At 56.3% G+C, this 14,109-nt stretch carries 17 protein-coding genes; all 17 read right to left on the bottom strand.

What is annotated here, in order from left to right:
- Nucleotides 1-112: 112 nt before the first annotated feature.
- The 17 genes from HMPREF2891_RS04265 to rpmE all read right to left on the bottom strand — a co-directional run bounded on the left by HMPREF2891_RS04265 (nucleotide 113) and on the right by rpmE (nucleotide 13,998).
- Complete coding sequence (locus HMPREF2891_RS04265; protein ID WP_070663990.1) at nucleotides 113-1,309, bottom strand: N-acetylglucosamine-6-phosphate deacetylase; 1,197 nt, start codon at nucleotides 1,307-1,309, stop codon at nucleotides 113-115.
- Nucleotides 1,310-1,395: 86 nt separating this feature from the next.
- Nucleotides 1,396-2,091, bottom strand: coding sequence for an endonuclease NucS (nucS, locus tag HMPREF2891_RS04260; protein WP_070663989.1), 696 nt, complete (start codon nucleotides 2,089-2,091; stop codon nucleotides 1,396-1,398).
- 71 nt (nucleotides 2,092-2,162) lie between these two features.
- Nucleotides 2,163-2,573: a DUF2550 family protein gene (locus tag HMPREF2891_RS04255; RefSeq protein ID WP_070621148.1), complete on the bottom strand. Its 411-nt coding sequence runs from the start codon at nucleotides 2,571-2,573 to the stop codon at nucleotides 2,163-2,165.
- Between the two features lie 26 nt (nucleotides 2,574-2,599).
- Nucleotides 2,600-2,872, bottom strand: coding sequence for a F0F1 ATP synthase subunit epsilon (locus HMPREF2891_RS04250; protein ID WP_070621149.1), 273 nt, complete (start codon nucleotides 2,870-2,872; stop codon nucleotides 2,600-2,602).
- Between the two features lie 4 nt (nucleotides 2,873-2,876).
- Nucleotides 2,877-4,325 (bottom strand): F0F1 ATP synthase subunit beta, encoded by a 1,449-nt coding sequence (atpD, locus tag HMPREF2891_RS04245; RefSeq protein WP_016443859.1) that lies wholly within the window; start codon nucleotides 4,323-4,325, stop codon nucleotides 2,877-2,879.
- 20 nt (nucleotides 4,326-4,345) lie between these two features.
- On the bottom strand, nucleotides 4,346-5,272 hold the full coding sequence (locus tag HMPREF2891_RS04240; RefSeq protein ID WP_070663987.1) for a F0F1 ATP synthase subunit gamma: 927 nt from the start codon (nucleotides 5,270-5,272) through the stop codon (nucleotides 4,346-4,348).
- A gap of 3 nt (nucleotides 5,273-5,275) precedes the next feature.
- Entirely contained in the window at nucleotides 5,276-6,904 is a 1,629-nt protein-coding gene (gene atpA, locus HMPREF2891_RS04235) for a F0F1 ATP synthase subunit alpha (RefSeq protein WP_070663985.1), read from the bottom strand.
- 42 nt (nucleotides 6,905-6,946) lie between these two features.
- A complete protein-coding gene (locus HMPREF2891_RS04230) occupies nucleotides 6,947-7,762 on the bottom strand; it encodes a F0F1 ATP synthase subunit delta (protein WP_034506263.1) in 816 nt (271 codons plus the stop codon).
- The gene (locus HMPREF2891_RS04225) at nucleotides 7,763-8,314 is read right to left on the bottom strand and encodes a F0F1 ATP synthase subunit B (RefSeq protein ID WP_034506265.1); all 552 of its coding nucleotides are present in this window, start codon (nucleotides 8,312-8,314) and stop codon (nucleotides 7,763-7,765) included. It abuts the gene before it with no gap.
- A 1-nt stretch (nucleotide 8,315) separates the two neighbouring features.
- Nucleotides 8,316-8,519: an ATP synthase F0 subunit C gene (atpE, locus tag HMPREF2891_RS04220; protein ID WP_016443864.1), complete on the bottom strand. Its 204-nt coding sequence runs from the start codon at nucleotides 8,517-8,519 to the stop codon at nucleotides 8,316-8,318.
- A gap of 66 nt (nucleotides 8,520-8,585) precedes the next feature.
- On the bottom strand, nucleotides 8,586-9,365 hold the full coding sequence (gene atpB / locus HMPREF2891_RS04215; RefSeq protein ID WP_070663984.1) for a F0F1 ATP synthase subunit A: 780 nt from the start codon (nucleotides 9,363-9,365) through the stop codon (nucleotides 8,586-8,588).
- A 172-nt stretch (nucleotides 9,366-9,537) separates the two neighbouring features.
- Entirely contained in the window at nucleotides 9,538-9,975 is a 438-nt protein-coding gene (locus tag HMPREF2891_RS04210; RefSeq protein WP_070663982.1) for a Cg1360 family ATP-synthase-associated protein, read from the bottom strand.
- A 5-nt stretch (nucleotides 9,976-9,980) separates the two neighbouring features.
- Nucleotides 9,981-11,084 carry an MraY family glycosyltransferase gene (locus tag HMPREF2891_RS04205; protein ID WP_070663980.1) on the bottom strand — a complete coding sequence of 368 codons (1,104 nt, stop codon included), beginning with the start codon at nucleotides 11,082-11,084 and terminating at the stop codon, nucleotides 9,981-9,983.
- Nucleotides 11,081-11,731 (bottom strand): L-threonylcarbamoyladenylate synthase, encoded by a 651-nt coding sequence (locus HMPREF2891_RS04200; protein ID WP_070663978.1) that lies wholly within the window; start codon nucleotides 11,729-11,731, stop codon nucleotides 11,081-11,083. Before HMPREF2891_RS04200 ends, HMPREF2891_RS04205 begins: the two co-directional genes overlap by 4 nt.
- Complete coding sequence (prmC, locus tag HMPREF2891_RS04195) at nucleotides 11,731-12,567, bottom strand: peptide chain release factor N(5)-glutamine methyltransferase (protein ID WP_070663977.1); 837 nt, start codon at nucleotides 12,565-12,567, stop codon at nucleotides 11,731-11,733. Before prmC ends, HMPREF2891_RS04200 begins: the two co-directional genes overlap by 1 nt.
- A 2-nt stretch (nucleotides 12,568-12,569) precedes the next feature.
- A complete protein-coding gene (prfA, locus tag HMPREF2891_RS04190; protein ID WP_070621156.1) occupies nucleotides 12,570-13,697 on the bottom strand; it encodes a peptide chain release factor 1 in 1,128 nt (375 codons plus the stop codon).
- 88 nt (nucleotides 13,698-13,785) lie between these two features.
- Nucleotides 13,786-13,998 (bottom strand): 50S ribosomal protein L31, encoded by a 213-nt coding sequence (gene rpmE / locus HMPREF2891_RS04185; protein ID WP_070621157.1) that lies wholly within the window; start codon nucleotides 13,996-13,998, stop codon nucleotides 13,786-13,788.
- Nucleotides 13,999-14,109 lie beyond the last annotated feature (111 nt).

Raw genomic sequence — 14,109 nt, 5'->3', positions numbered from 1 at the left:
TTCAACGGACGATGCGGCTGATTATACGGACGTTTACCACTACGGCGAGCCATTAAACCTCCCTCAAAAAGTGAAGCGCCCCGGCAAAAGCCAGGGCGCCACTACCCACGCGTTAAACTGCCACACCGCGACGATACACGGTGACCGGCTCCAGGCTATCACTGACGACCACAACATCAGCCTTCATGCCCTCACACAAACAACCGATTGTCTGATCGCCAATGATCTTCGCGCCTTGAACCGAGGCCATATAAACCGCATCCACCAGTGGCACGTAACCGCCCTGGGAGAGCAGGCGAACCTGGTCAAGTAGGTGCGATGTACCTCCCGCGATCGAGTCACCGCCGGTAAGACGAGCAATACCATCCTTCACGGTCACAGCTTGCGGGCCCAACTGGTAAGAACCGTCGGGCATACCGGCGGCAGCCATCGCATCCGTTACCAGTACCAGGCACTCACGGCCAAGCGTCTCATACACCGCGCGAACTATATCCGCAGACAGGTGTACACCATCACCAATCAACTCCAAAATTGCGCCGTCGCGCGCCGCATCAGAAATAAACTCCGGCACCGGACCCGGATCACGATGGTGAATTGGCCTCATTCCGTTGAACAAATGCGTAGCGGTGGCCTTCGGTGAACGAGGGGCAACCTGGGCGAGCTTTTCCCGCGAGTACTCCAGTGCCTTACGAACTGACTCTGGACCAGCATCCGTATGCCCCCAGGACGGAAGCGCACCGCCCTCAATCAAAGCTTCGGCTACCGACCCCTCGCCGAATGCGCCCTTCTTCTCCGGAGCCAGAGTCATCGTTACGCAATACCCCTTAGAAAGCTCAATAAGTTCCCTGGTCAGCTCCACGTCCGGCTCAATGATGTAAGTAGAATCCTGCGCGCCCTTGCGCTCAACCGAAACGAATGGGCCCTCAAAATGAATGCCGGCCAGCTCATCCTTCTCACACAAGTTAGCCAGCGTTACCGCACGCGAACGGAGCACATCCGCAGCTGCCGTCACCCCTGAAGCCACCAGCGAAGTTGTGCCATGCCTACGATGCTCCATCACCGCAACCATCGCCTGCTCTTCGGTCTGCGCATTCGGGAACGACTCGCCTCCACCACCGTGGCAGTGGACATCCACCAAACCGGGCAGGATATAGCCGTCAACGCGTTCCGCGCGAGCGGCCTCGTTCTCAGTCAAAACCTGCGACACCACACCGCATTTTCGGATAACTTCGTCAAAAACCACCGCGCCGTCGGAGATCACTTCCGATTCCGTTACCACTCGCCCGCGCAAAATCCGAGGCTCGCTCATTCTCAAGTGCTCCTTTATATACCTTCAAACCAGAAAACCAGACACTTCCAGTTTAATAACACATCACTTGTCTGACGAGCTAATGATTAAAAGAGTCTCGAATCAGCGTCATCCATTCCGCGCATCGCATCATAGTCGAGGATCACGCACCTAATCCCCCGGTCCTCAGCAAGCGTGCGAGCCTGGCGGGTGATCTCCTGCGCGGCAAAAATACCTGTAATCCCCTTCAACAGCGGATCACGTGAAAGTAGCTCGAGGTAGCGGGTGAGCTGCTCTACGCCATCAATACCGCCGCGGCGCTTGATCTCAACCGCAACCGGATCGCCCTCATCTGTGCGCACCAAAATATCTACCGGACCGATTGCAGTTGGATACTCGCGGCGAACGGTCCACCACCCCTTGCCCAGCAGCTCCGGCTGATCGGCCAGTAGCTCCTGCAAGTGTGCCTCCACACCATCCTTCGTGAGGCCTGGATCAACACCAAGATTCTCCTCGTGATCCAAAAACACCTCGCCCACACGGATCGCCAGCGTGTCATCCGTCTTCTTAGCTTCCACCACCCACACTTCGCTCACGCCAGCCTGCGCCTCAGTTTCGGTTGGTTCCTGCACGCGGACATTACAAGGCGCCGTCATCCAATTGAGCGGCTTATACGAGCCGCCATCCGAATGGACCAATACAGAGCCATCGCCTTTGAACATGAGCACGCGCTTAGCCATCGGCAAATGCGCATCCAGGCGGCCAGAATAATCAACAGCACACTCAGCAATAACAATTCGCACCCACCCACCCTAACAGCGCTACCGGGTGCAGGCACAAAAAAGCGCACCCTACGGTGCGCTACATCAGTACGCTAGTACTCTTCCCGAGGCCGAGGCGGGCCCGACTCAATCCAAGAAACAAGGCCGTTATACCACTCTTCACGCATGGCCAGATGTCGAACACTGTCACCGTAGGTGAGCACAACCTCAACCACGCCCTCCTGACGGTGAATAGGGGCAGATACACTCATTCCCTCGCGCGGCATTCGCAACTGCGGCCCAACTAGAAAACCAACCAGCCGAAACCACTGCAAATCTCGCTGGCCAAAACGAGCCATTCCCGAAATCCAACCCGCGGACGCATCCGGCCGGTACCAGCACTCAAAAGTGCCCACAATCCGCCCAATTCGACGCACGCGAATCAACAGCACCAACAGCGCGATTAGAGCGACCGCTAGAAGAACAACAAGGAGGGCAACCAAGATGCCACCTAGAACATTCATGATTGCCCTCCTTCTGTTTTCAAATCCTACTGCGCGAAGTTGCCCTCTTCGACAACAATCGTCACAAAGTCGGAGTCAACCGAGGCGAAGCCGCCCGATACTTCCACAATCTTACGTCCTTCGGACTCGGTTTCAATTGCAACCGAACCGGGACGAAGCACTGCGAGAAGCGGAGCGCGGCCAACCAACACGCCCAGGTCACCTTCAACAGATGGCACCACCACGGAAGAAGCCAGGCCATGCCATAGCCTTTCCGTGCGGCTCACCACCTCGACTTGGAGCATCTTAGACTTCACCATCTACTTACGCCTTCTGCAGCTTCGCCCAAGCGCGCTCAAGATCATCGATACCACCGATGTTGAAGAACGCCTGCTCGGGGATGTGGTCGTACTTACCCTCAACGATGCGCTTGAATGCCTCAATCGTTTCATCAAGCGGAACCGTGGAGCCCTCAACACCCGTGAACTTCTCAGCCATGTAAGTGTTTTGGGACAGGAACTGCTCAATGCGGCGTGCACGGGCAACCGTCACCTTGTCTTGCTCCGAAAGCTCATCCACGCCAAGGATTGCAATGATGTCCTGCAGTTCCTTGTTCTTCTGCAGAATCTGCTGCACCTGCGTGGCCACGTCATAGTGCTCCTGACCAACGTAGGCCGGGTCAAGAATACGAGAGGTGGAAGCTAGTGGATCCACAGCCGGGTAGAGGCCGCGCGAAGCGATGTCACGCGAAAGCTCAGTGGTTGCATCCAAGTGTGCGAACGTGGTTGCAGGAGCCGGGTCCGTGTAGTCATCCGCGGGAACGTAAATGGCCTGCAACGAGGTAATCGAGTTACCACCAGCAGAGGTAATACGCTCCTGGAGCTGACCCATCTCATCGGCGAGGTTCGGCTGATAGCCCACTGCCGAAGGCATACGGCCAAGAAGTGTGGAAACCTCCGAGCCTGCCTGCGTAAAGCGGAAGATGTTATCAATGAACAGCAGCACGTCCTGGTTCTGCACGTCGCGGAAGTACTCCGCCATCGTCAGACCGGTGAGCGCAATGCGCAGACGCGTGCCCGGCGGCTCATCCATCTGGCCGAAGACAAGTGCGGTCTTGTCAAACACACCCGCCTCATCCATCTCATGAATGAGGTCGTTACCTTCACGGGTACGCTCACCCACACCGGCAAACACCGACACACCGCCGTGGTCTTGCGCCACACGCTGAATCATTTCCTGAATCAGAACGGTCTTGCCAACACCAGCACCACCAAACAGGCCGATCTTGCCGCCCTGCACGTACGGGGTAAGAAGGTCAATAACCTTAATGCCCGTCTCGAACATCTTGGTCTTTGGCTCAAGCTGGTCAAATGCCGGAGGCTGGCGGTGAATCGGCCAGCGCTCCTTCACCTCAACCTGATCGGCCGGGTAGTTCAAACATTCGCCGACGACGTTGAATACCTTGCCGCGAGTCACATCGCCAACCGGAACGGAGATCGGGCCGCCCGTGTCGTGAACCTTCGCGCCACGAACCAGGCCATCGGTGGGCTTCAAAGCGATAGCGCGAATGAGGTTGTCGCCAATAAACTGAGCAACCTCAAGCGTCATCGTGAACTTCTGACCGCCCTCACCAGTCGAGGACAGGTCAACATCCACCTCTAGCGCGTTGTACATTGCGGGCATCTGATCCGGTGGGAACTCAACGTCCACAACCGGGCCAATCACGCGGGCGATGCGCCCAACACCCGTAGTGTTAATAGATTCTGCAGTCATGTTTATTCCTTGTCCCTGCCTCAGCCATTCGATAGAGCGTCGGCACCGGAAACTATCTCGCTGATTTCTTGCGTGATCTCCGCCTGGCGGGCCGAATTCGCCAAGCGAGTGTAGTCTGTGATGAGGTCCTCGGCATTGTCCGTAGCGGTATGCATCGCGCGCTGGCGAGATGCAAGCTCCGAAGCAGCAGCTTGAAGAAGCGCGTTCCGAATACGGTTCTCAACGTAGAGAGGCAGAAGCGCATTCAGCACCGCTTCCTCACTCGGCTCAAACTCGTACTCGGGGAAAGCCAACTCAGGATGATCCTCAAACCCGAGTTCCCTCTCCCTCTCCACGTCGTTTTGTGGAGTATCAACAACCGTTAGAGGAAGCATCTGGCGCACCTCGGGAACCTGCGTCACCATGTTCTTAAACCTGGTGAACACGAGGTATACCTCAGAAACACCCTTCTTTGGATCCTCTTCCAGGAAGGCCCTTAGAAGTTCCTTACCAATGGAGTGAATGATCTCCTCCGTCGGAGCATCAGACTCGCCCTCCCACGCCTTTGCCGCGTGAATGCCGCGGAAGCGGAAGTACGAGCCCGCACGCCTGCCAGCCGTGTAGAGCACCGGCTCCTTGCCCTGCTCACGAAGCTCCTCAAAAAGCTTCTCAGTTTCGCGAAGAATCGTCGCGGAGTAAGCGCCCGCCATACCGCGGTCAGACGTCACCGCCAGAACCGCCACGCGATTCGTGTCCTCACGCTGGTGCGTAAGCGGGTGGTCCATTCCCCCGTGAATCGCTACAGCAGCAACAGCCTGCGTCAAAGCCTTCTCATAGGGCCCCGCCTGCGTTGCCTTAGCGCGCGCCGCGCCAATTCGAGAAGCAGCGATAAGCTCCATCGCGTGAAAAACCTTCTTCAGCTTTTCCGTTGAAGCTATGCGCTGTTTAATCTCTCTTAGACCTGCCATTGATCAGGCCTTCTTACCGCGAACGATCTGCTCTTGCGTGCGTTCGGCTTCTGCCTCGCCGTCTGCGGCTTCGGGTGCCAGACCCTCCGCGGAAACGAACGAACTGTGGTAGGCCTCAACGCCTTCCTTCAACGCTGCCAGAGTATCGTCCTCCAGCAGGCCCGTCTCCTTGATGGTCTTCAAAACACCAGTACGCGAACGCAGGTAATCAAGCAGGCCCCTCTCGAAACGAGCAACGTCAGCAACCGGAATATCATCCAAGTAACCGTTGGTGCCCATCCAGATCGAAGCAACCTGATCCTCAATCGGATACGGGTTAGCCTGCGACTGCTTCAGCAACTCCATGAGGCGTTCACCGCGGGTCAGCTGCGCCCTGGTGGTCGCATCAAGGTCCGACGCGAACATCGCGAAGGCGGCCATCGAGCGGTACTGCGCAAGCGTGATCTTCAGCGTGCCCGAAACCTTCTTCATGGCCTTAATCTGCGCGTCGCCACCAACACGCGACACGGAAATACCGACATCCACTGCCGGACGCTGGTTGGCGTTAAAGAGGTCCGACTGCAGGAAGATCTGGCCGTCCGTAATCGAAATAACGTTCGTTGGAATGTAAGCGGAAACGTCGTTCGCCTTCGTCTCGATGATCGGCAGACCCGTCATGGAACCACCACCGAGTTCATCGGAAAGCTTCGCGCAACGTTCAAGTAGGCGCGAGTGCAAGTAAAAGACGTCACCGGGGTAAGCTTCACGGCCCGGCGGACGACGGAGAAGGAGCGATACCGCGCGGTATGCTTCCGCCTGCTTCGAAAGATCGTCAAAAACAATGAGGACGTGCTTGCCGTCGTACATCCAGTGCTGGCCAATAGCCGAGCCCGTGTACGGAGCCAAATACTTAAAGCCTGCCGGGTCCGATGCTGGGGAAGCCACGATCGTCGTGTACTCCATCGCGCCGGCCTCTTCGAGGGCACCGCGAACAGCTGCGATCGTTGAGCCCTTCTGGCCAATAGCCACGTAAATGCAACGAACCTGCTTCTTCGGGTCACCCGACTCCCAGTTGGCGCGCTGATTCATGATCGCGTCAAGAGCAATCTGCGTCTTACCCGTCTGACGGTCACCAATGATCAACTGACGCTGACCACGGCCAATCGGAATCATCGAGTCAATAGCCTTAAGGCCAGTTTCAAGCGGTTCGTGCACTGACTTACGCATCATCACGCCAGGAGCCTGCAACTCCAGTGCGCGCATGCCCTCAAGATCCGTGATCTCACCAAGACCGTCAATCGGGTTACCCAGCGGATCAACCACGCGACCGAGGTAGCCATCACCTACCGGAACTGAGAGGACCTCGCCGGTGCGACGAACCTGCTGGCCCTCCTCAATGTTCGTGTAATCGCCGAGGATGATGACGCCGATTTCGCGAATATCGAGGTTCGATGCAAGTCCGAGAGTTCCATCTTCAAAGCGGAGGAGCTCATTGGCCATAACGCCAGGTAGGCCTTCGACGTGTGCAATACCGTCAGCAGCTAGGGTGACGTGGCCGATTTCCTCCACAGCGGATTCCGACGGCTCGTAGGATTCTACGAAGCTGTCCAGAGCCGCCCGGATTTGTTCGGGCCGGATAGAAAGTTCAGCCATTGAGCTTTTCCTTACCGTTTAGAAATGTTGAAAACATGGGGTTCAGCGCACCAACTCTCGTTTAGCTTTAGCCAAGTTGGATTTCACTGTTGCATTAATGCCGTCACCATCTACCTCGATGTGAAGACCGCCAAGGAGCGACGGATCCACTTCGGTATTAACTGCAACGGCGCTTTGATACCTAGCCTCGAGAATCTTTTGGAGACGCTCGACCTGGGTTTGAGATAGCGGGGATGCCGATGTGACCGTGGCGAACAAGCGACCGCGACGAGAAGCCGCCTGGTGCGTGATTTCGCGGATCAATGACAGCAACCTGCCATGAATTGAGAGGCGAACCTGACGTCGCAAAAGGCGCGACGAGAACGGAGTGAGCACATCTGCGAAGAAACGTGCAGCAAAATGAGCACGGTCATGAGCAGAACCAACACCCAGATCAGACAGATTAATGCGAAGCTCGCGATTATCCGCAAGGAAGTTATGCACCGCGAAAAGCTCTTCTTCAACCTGCTTCAGCTGACCGGCCTGCGCAGCAGCACTAAACACCGCTTCATTACCAAGCTGTTCAGCCGCAACCTCAAGGTCACGGGAGCTCGACCAGCGCTTGCTGGCCAGAGTCTGCATGATCTCGATAGTTTGGGGCTCAACTCCATTGGCCAGAAGATCATGCGCAAGCTGGCGCTTGTCCGCCTCGGTTCTGCCCGGATCGGTAAGCGCGTGAGCCACGCGCCCTGATTCACGCAACAGGTCCGAAATCCCATAAAGATTTTCGGCAACCGCCATTGCATCAGCGTCCGAGCGCAAGGCATCAGTTAGCACCTTGAGTCCAGCCTGGTAGCTGTTCTCACTCGCTGCACGCATTTAAGACTCCTGTACTGTAGTTTCAGATTCGAGATCGTCGAGGAACCTATCAACAATACGAGCCGTAAGCTCGCTGTCCTTCAGGTGTTCACCAACAATCTTCTCTGCAAGTTCGGTGGCAAGAATCCCAATCTCAGACTTGAGTGAGATTTCAGCCGCCTGGCGCTCCGCCTGAATCTGACGCTGTGCGTTCGACAAGATGCGCTCAGCCTCAGCTTCGGCCTCCTTGCGCGCTGCCGCCACAATCGACTTAGCGTCTTCACTAGCGTCGGAACGGATGCGACCTGCATCAGCATTCGCAACCTGGATCAGCTCTTCAGCCTCACGCTTTGCCAGCGCCTCGGCTTCCTTCGCCCGATCAGCTGCGTTCAGCCCTTCTTCAATCTTTTGTGCACGCTCATCTAGGATCGCGTTGAACTTAGGAAGTGCGTACTTGTAAAGAACAAGTCCGATGATGATCAACACAATCAGCTGCCATACGATGTCGTATAGCGGCGGCAACAAAATGTTGGGCTCTTCTGCCGCCTGAGCTGTTGCGGGTAGGATCGTCATGCTAGAAGATCAATCCCGGAACAAGACCGATGAGGCCCAGCGCCTCAATAAGAGCTAGACCAATGTACATGTTCGTCGAGAGCTTGGATGCGACCTCCGGCTGGCGGGCGGTAGCTTCCTGCGTCTTGCCAATCATGTAGCCCAGGCCAATACCCGGACCAAGCGTTGCGATGCCGTAGCCTACTGCTGCGATCGAACCAGTCATGTTTGCTTTCCTTCTCTATGTTGCCAAGGCGCTTTTGCGCCAAGGAGTCTGTTTTTGGCTTACTGCCTAGTGGGTCTCAATAGAAGTCTTGATGTAAACGGCCGTCAGGATCGAGAAAATGAATGCCTGCAAACCGGCCACGAAAATCTCAAACGCGGTAATACCAATCGCGCCTGCGAACGTTAGAACCGCAACGCCCTTCAGCGCGCCCGCGGCCTCGAAGAACAAGAAGTGAGTTCCAAAAAATGTCAGAGCGAGCATCAGGTGCCCCGCCAGCATGTTTGCCAACAAACGGATGGTCAGCGTTGCCGGACGAATAATGAACGTTGACAGGAACTCAATGGGCGTTAGCAAAATGTACAGAGGCCAGGGCACGCCCGGGGGAAATAGCTGATTCTTAAAGAACTGTCCAGCGCCCAGGTGCTTAATCCCCGCGCCCACGAACAGCACGTACGAAATCAGTGCGAAACCAAGCGGTACAGCCACCACGGACGAAGCCGCGATGTTCAAGCCCGGAATAACACCCGTAATGTTCATGAACAGCACGCCAAGGAAGATCACCGTGAGGATCGGCGCGTACTTACGCCCGTTCTTCTCTCCGAGAGTCTCAATCGCAACCTTGTCGCGAATGAACACAATCAAACCTTCGAGAATCGACTGTCCCTTAGTGGGGATCAGCTTCGCCCTCGATGCCCCAATCGAAAATACGAGCACCAGAAGCACCGTAGCGATAAGACGAACGAGAACCAAACGGTTCATTTCGAAGATCGTGCCCTCAAAGGCAAACGCTGGAGGGAAGAAGTCCCCAATTCCCGGCATCGCTGAAACTGGTCCTTGACTAGCCATTGTCAAAGCGGACAACACTGTTGCGGAGAACAGGATGCACCCCCTGGTAGAAGTGTTACGGCCCTACACCGTACATGAGGAATATACCCCATACTGTATACGGTCTGAGCTCGCCTAATGCCAAAACCTAGATAATGCTATCAGGATCACTTTCGCCCGAACGCACATTTTACTATTCTTTTTCATCCTTAGGCAGATCTATGGTTGGCACTTTAGAGCTTGCTAACGTCCACGTCTGCACGGTTGCCTGCGCAATCACCGAAAGGATGAGGGCGAGGCCCAGCGCCGTATGGTTGAGCCCCGTCAGATTCTTCACAATCAACACGGTTGCAATGACTACCACGACCTTGAATAGGTAGTCGCCCACCATCAGAGCAGCCTGCGAATCCAGATTCTTCATCGCCAGTGACATGGTGAACCAAGTAACCAGGGCGAGCAAAATACCGACCACTCCCCCAATAAGGCCAGAAACACCCGCCAAGGCGCCTCCGGAGAAATAAGCGACAGCGCCCGCCAGGACCGCGACAACCACGGAAACTTTCAAAACGTTCTTCACAGTTTTTGAAACCGCGGCGCGAAGCGCATCGGTGGGTACTAGCGGTGTAGACATTCGCGTCACTTCCTTTGCATCTTCTGCCGCAAGCCCGGCAAGAATCGAACCGTAAACACAATACTAACGATCACCGCAGGAATCGCCACGGTGGCTATCTGCTTGGGGCTGAACACGATAAGCGCGACCGCAGAGAACGTAATCACAGCGGTCCACAGATACATGATCATCACGACCCCCACCTGACTGTGCCCCAGGTTGAGTAGGCGGTGATGAAGGTGCATTCGATCCGCTTGGAACGGTGATTTACCGGCCCGTAAACGCCGGAAAACAGCCAGAGTCATGTCTACCAGCGGAATGACTATCACCAGCAGGGGCAAAACTATAGGGAGCAAACCGGTAATGACCTGCTCTGTGCCCAGCACACTCGGATCAATCTGGCCGGTAACGATAATGCCCGCGGCTGCAACGATCGTACCCAACGTAAGAGCGCCGGAATCTCCCATAAAGATTGAGGCCGGGTGAAAGTTGTGCGGCAAGAATCCAACGCAAATGCCAACCAGTACCGCAACAATCAGCGACGATGTCGTAGCGTAGGTCAGCGCCCCGGTAACGCGGGTAAGCATGTAGGAATACACGAAGAAAGAAAACGCGCCAATCCCTACAACACCTGCAGCCAGACCATCCAACCCATCTACGAAATTCACCGCATTCATGATGGCCACGAACATGAAGATAGTTACGAACAGTGACAGATTAGAAGAACCGATAGTAATACCGAATATCGGAAACGAAATCAGCTGTACGCCAAAGTAGGCCATGAACACAGCAACCAAAATCTGGCCTGCCAACTTGGCCAGCCAGTCTAGCTCCCAAATATCATCCACGAGGCCCAGCAATGCGATTGCGAGCACCCCAATCATAACTGCCCAGGGTGTGCCCGTTTGAAACACGGGATCGAAATAGTCGAGCCGAGACGCGAACAGCATGGCAACGATAAACCCTATTGCCATTCCTACACCGCCAAGACGAGGTGTTGGCACGGTGTGCACATCCCTTTCTCGAACTGGCGTAAGCACGCGCCACTCCAGCGATAGGCGTCGCATGATCGCGGTCATCACAAACGTGATTCCCGCCGCTAGCACCATCACTAGAATGTAGAGCTTCACTTGTTAATAAGCACTTTCTGACCGCAGGCCGCCTCGATGTCTGCAACCGAAATCATGCCGGCTCGAAGCAGAACCGGAACGTCATCCGTAACGTCGATAATTGTCGAGGGTACAGGGCCTGGAGTTGGCCCCGAATCGATGTAGCAATCAACGCCCTCGCCAAAATATTCTATTGCCTCTTCAACACTTGTTGCCGCAGGTTGTCCGGTCAGGTTCGCAGAAGTCACCGCTAGAGGACCGACCGCGCGCAAAACTCCCAGCGTTGCCTCGTGGTTAGGCATTCGGATCGCAACCGTATCTTTAATATCGCCCAGATCAAAGCGGATCCCCTCCGCTGCCTTCACGATCAGCGTGAGGGCGCCCGGCCAGAACGCACCTATCAGGCGATGCGCGACCTCATTCAGCTGCGAACTCACCCTGGCGGCATCCTCCGGATCCGCGATGAGCACCGGCGGGGGCATCTGCCGCCCCCTCCCCTTCGCAGCTAACACTGCATTCACCGCGCTAGTTGAATACGGGTCTGCCCCAATGCCATACACCGTGTCGGTAGGCAAAACCAACAAGCCACCGGCCTCAACAATCTTCTTCACGGCCTGCGCATCAGACGGCGAAATTCCCTCGCGCGCATCCACTTTCATGCTTTCCATTATCTACACTCACCTAACGGTTTTTGAGCTACAACAAACCGGGGGCGCTCATTCAAATCTGCGAGCGTGGAAACGTGCGCGAACCCGGCGTCTCTCGCAATCTCGCGAATGGCCTCCCCCTGCGTGTCATCATGTTCCAGGCCGAATCGTCCGCCGGGTTTCACATACCGGTAGATCAGAGGAACTAGACCGCGCGCAAAGTCCAGGCCATCATCGCCCCCACCCCACAGGGCCTGCGGCGGATCAAAATCGAGCTCCGGAGCCAGCGCTCTGGGCGGCACATAGGGAGGATTCGATACAACCAGATCAAACTTGGTCTCCCACTGCGGGTTGAATACCAGCGCGTCGCCTTGGACCACCTGCACTTTTAGCCCTAGGGACGCGGTATTCATGCGAGCAGCTGCACAGGCCTCCTGCGACTTTTCCACTGCAACCACATCCGCGCCGCGGCTATTTGCCGCAACTGCCAACGCAAGCGCTCCCGAACCCGTGCATAGGTCCAATACCGCGGCCGGCTGGCTCCCAATAGCGTCAATTGCCCACTTCGCCAGGACCTCTGTTTCGGGCCGCACACAAAACACGCCGGGACCAGCCCCAAGTTCGAGGCCATAAAACCACATTTTCCCGAGCACGTGCTGTAGCGGCTCGCGAGACGCCCGACGCGCAATCATCGCCTCTATTGCCCGCACATCATCCGGCTCGATCTCGCGCGGCCACATATACATCGGCTCGCTGAGTGTGGCCTCAAAAATCGCACGTGCATCAGCCTCGGCGCTATCAACACCGGCACGGGCAAGGGTTTGCACCTGCTCGCGAAATAGGCTCAGCGGATTCACTACTACTCTTTTGACTGACCAGCCGCGTCCATGCGTTCCTGCTCATCCATGACGATGGCAGAATCAATCACCGGACCCAGGTCACCATCGAGCACGTTCGACAAGTTATACGCCTTGTACCCCGTGCGGTGGTCAGCAATGCGGTTTTCAGGGAAGTTGTAAGTGCGAATACGCTCCGAACGGTCCATCGAACGTACCTGCGACTGGCGCACCGCAGCTTCCTCCGCCTCGCGCTCCTCACGCTGCTTTTGAATCAAACGCGCCTTCAACACGCGCATAGCAGCCTCACGGTTTTGAATCTGCGACTTCTCGTTCTGCATCGACACCACGATGCCCGACGGAATATGCGTAATACGCACCGCCGAGTCCGTTGTGTTCACCGACTGCCCACCCGGACCTGACGAACGATACACGTCGATGCGCAGATCATTTTGATCAATCTCGATCTCTTCATCGTCGTCCTCGACTTCAGGAACCACGATCACGCCCGCAGCGGAAGTGTGCACACGTCCCTGCGACTCCGTAACCGGCACTCGCTGCACGCGGTGCACGCCGCCTTCGAACTTCAAGTTCGCCCATACGCCGTCCTCCGGCGCCACGTTACCTTTCGAAGCAATAGACAGCGAGATTTCCTTCAAACCACCCAGGCCCGTAGGCGTTGAAGACAACTCCTTGACCTTCCAGCCCTTCGTCTCCGCGTAACGCGTGTACATGCGGGCAAGATCAGCCGCAAACAGCGCCGACTCCTCGCCGCCCTCACCGGCCTTCACTTCCAAAATCACATCATCAGCATCAGAGGGATCACGCGGGACCAACGTGCGCACCAGCTTGTCGTGAGCTTTCTCCAGAGCCTGCTCCATACCGGGCAACTCCGCCGCGAACTCATCATCGAGCTCCGCCATCTCCTGCGCCGCCTCAAAATCTCCCAGCGCCTGCGTGAACCGATCGGCAACCGCCTTCACTGCGCCCAGCTCTGAAAAGCGCTTCGCGAGCTTGCGCGAACGCGCCCTATCGCCCAACACCTGCGGATCAGCAAGTTGAAGCTCAACCTCCCGATACTCCTGAAGCAAAGGCTCAACCGCCTGCAACTCGTGGCTGTAATCTTGACCCACTTGGTCCTCGCTTTTCATCAAACTGGCCGGCTTAGCGGCTCCCTACGTCCAAAATACAGCAGCGGCGCCACGCCCCAAACCTGGGCGCGGCGCCGCCGAAAAATAACTAGCGCTTACGCTTACCGTAGCGAGCCTCGAAGCGAGCCACGCGACCACCGGTATCAAGAATCTTCTGCTTGCCGGTGTAGAACGGGTGGCAGTTCGAGCAAACATCAACGCGAAGCTGATCTTCGCCCAAAGTCGATGCCGTATCAAACTCATTGCCGCAGGTGCACGTCACGTGCACTGCCTTGTAATCGGGGTGTACACCCTGCTTCATGGTTTTCTCCTTAAGGAATTCGAGGATGCCGGGTCCAGACGCTTAATTCGCTGGTGAACCGGAACCGCCGTTTAGTCTGCCAGGTTTGGCCACTAATTTCCAGGTGGCCGG

The organism is Actinomyces sp. HMSC065F11 (genome assembly GCF_001813085.1).
GTDB lineage: Bacteria > Actinomycetota > Actinomycetes > Actinomycetales > Actinomycetaceae > Gleimia > Gleimia europaea.
This window is presented reverse-complemented; position numbering and strand designations above follow the sequence as displayed.

Bases quoted from the DNA above. Each gene is read 5' to 3' on its own strand.
- atpA (WP_070663985.1), bottom strand. From the start codon at position 6,904: ATGGCTGAACTTTCTATCCGGCCCGAACAAATCCGGGCGGCTCTGGAC.
- HMPREF2891_RS04255 (WP_070621148.1), bottom strand. From the start codon at position 2,573: ATGAATGTTCTAGGTGGCATCTTGGTTGCCCTCCTTGTTGTTCTTCTA.
- HMPREF2891_RS04230 (WP_034506263.1), bottom strand. From the start codon at position 7,762: ATGCGTGCAGCGAGTGAGAACAGCTACCAGGCTGGACTCAAGGTGCTA.
- HMPREF2891_RS04225 (WP_034506265.1), bottom strand. From the start codon at position 8,314: ATGACGATCCTACCCGCAACAGCTCAGGCGGCAGAAGAGCCCAACATT.
- HMPREF2891_RS04200 (WP_070663978.1), bottom strand. From the start codon at position 11,731: ATGGAAAGCATGAAAGTGGATGCGCGCGAGGGAATTTCGCCGTCTGAT.
- atpE (WP_016443864.1), bottom strand. From the start codon at position 8,519: ATGACTGGTTCGATCGCAGCAGTAGGCTACGGCATCGCAACGCTTGGT.
- HMPREF2891_RS04250 (WP_070621149.1), bottom strand. From the start codon at position 2,872: ATGGTGAAGTCTAAGATGCTCCAAGTCGAGGTGGTGAGCCGCACGGAA.
- HMPREF2891_RS04265 (WP_070663990.1), bottom strand. From the start codon at position 1,309: ATGAGCGAGCCTCGGATTTTGCGCGGGCGAGTGGTAACGGAATCGGAA.
- atpD (WP_016443859.1), bottom strand. From the start codon at position 4,325: ATGACTGCAGAATCTATTAACACTACGGGTGTTGGGCGCATCGCCCGC.
- HMPREF2891_RS04240 (WP_070663987.1), bottom strand. From the start codon at position 5,272: ATGGCAGGTCTAAGAGAGATTAAACAGCGCATAGCTTCAACGGAAAAG.
- rpmE (WP_070621157.1), bottom strand. From the start codon at position 13,998: ATGAAGCAGGGTGTACACCCCGATTACAAGGCAGTGCACGTGACGTGC.
- HMPREF2891_RS04210 (WP_070663982.1), bottom strand. From the start codon at position 9,975: ATGTCTACACCGCTAGTACCCACCGATGCGCTTCGCGCCGCGGTTTCA.
- atpB (WP_070663984.1), bottom strand. From the start codon at position 9,365: ATGGCTAGTCAAGGACCAGTTTCAGCGATGCCGGGAATTGGGGACTTC.
- prfA (WP_070621156.1), bottom strand. From the start codon at position 13,697: ATGAAAAGCGAGGACCAAGTGGGTCAAGATTACAGCCACGAGTTGCAG.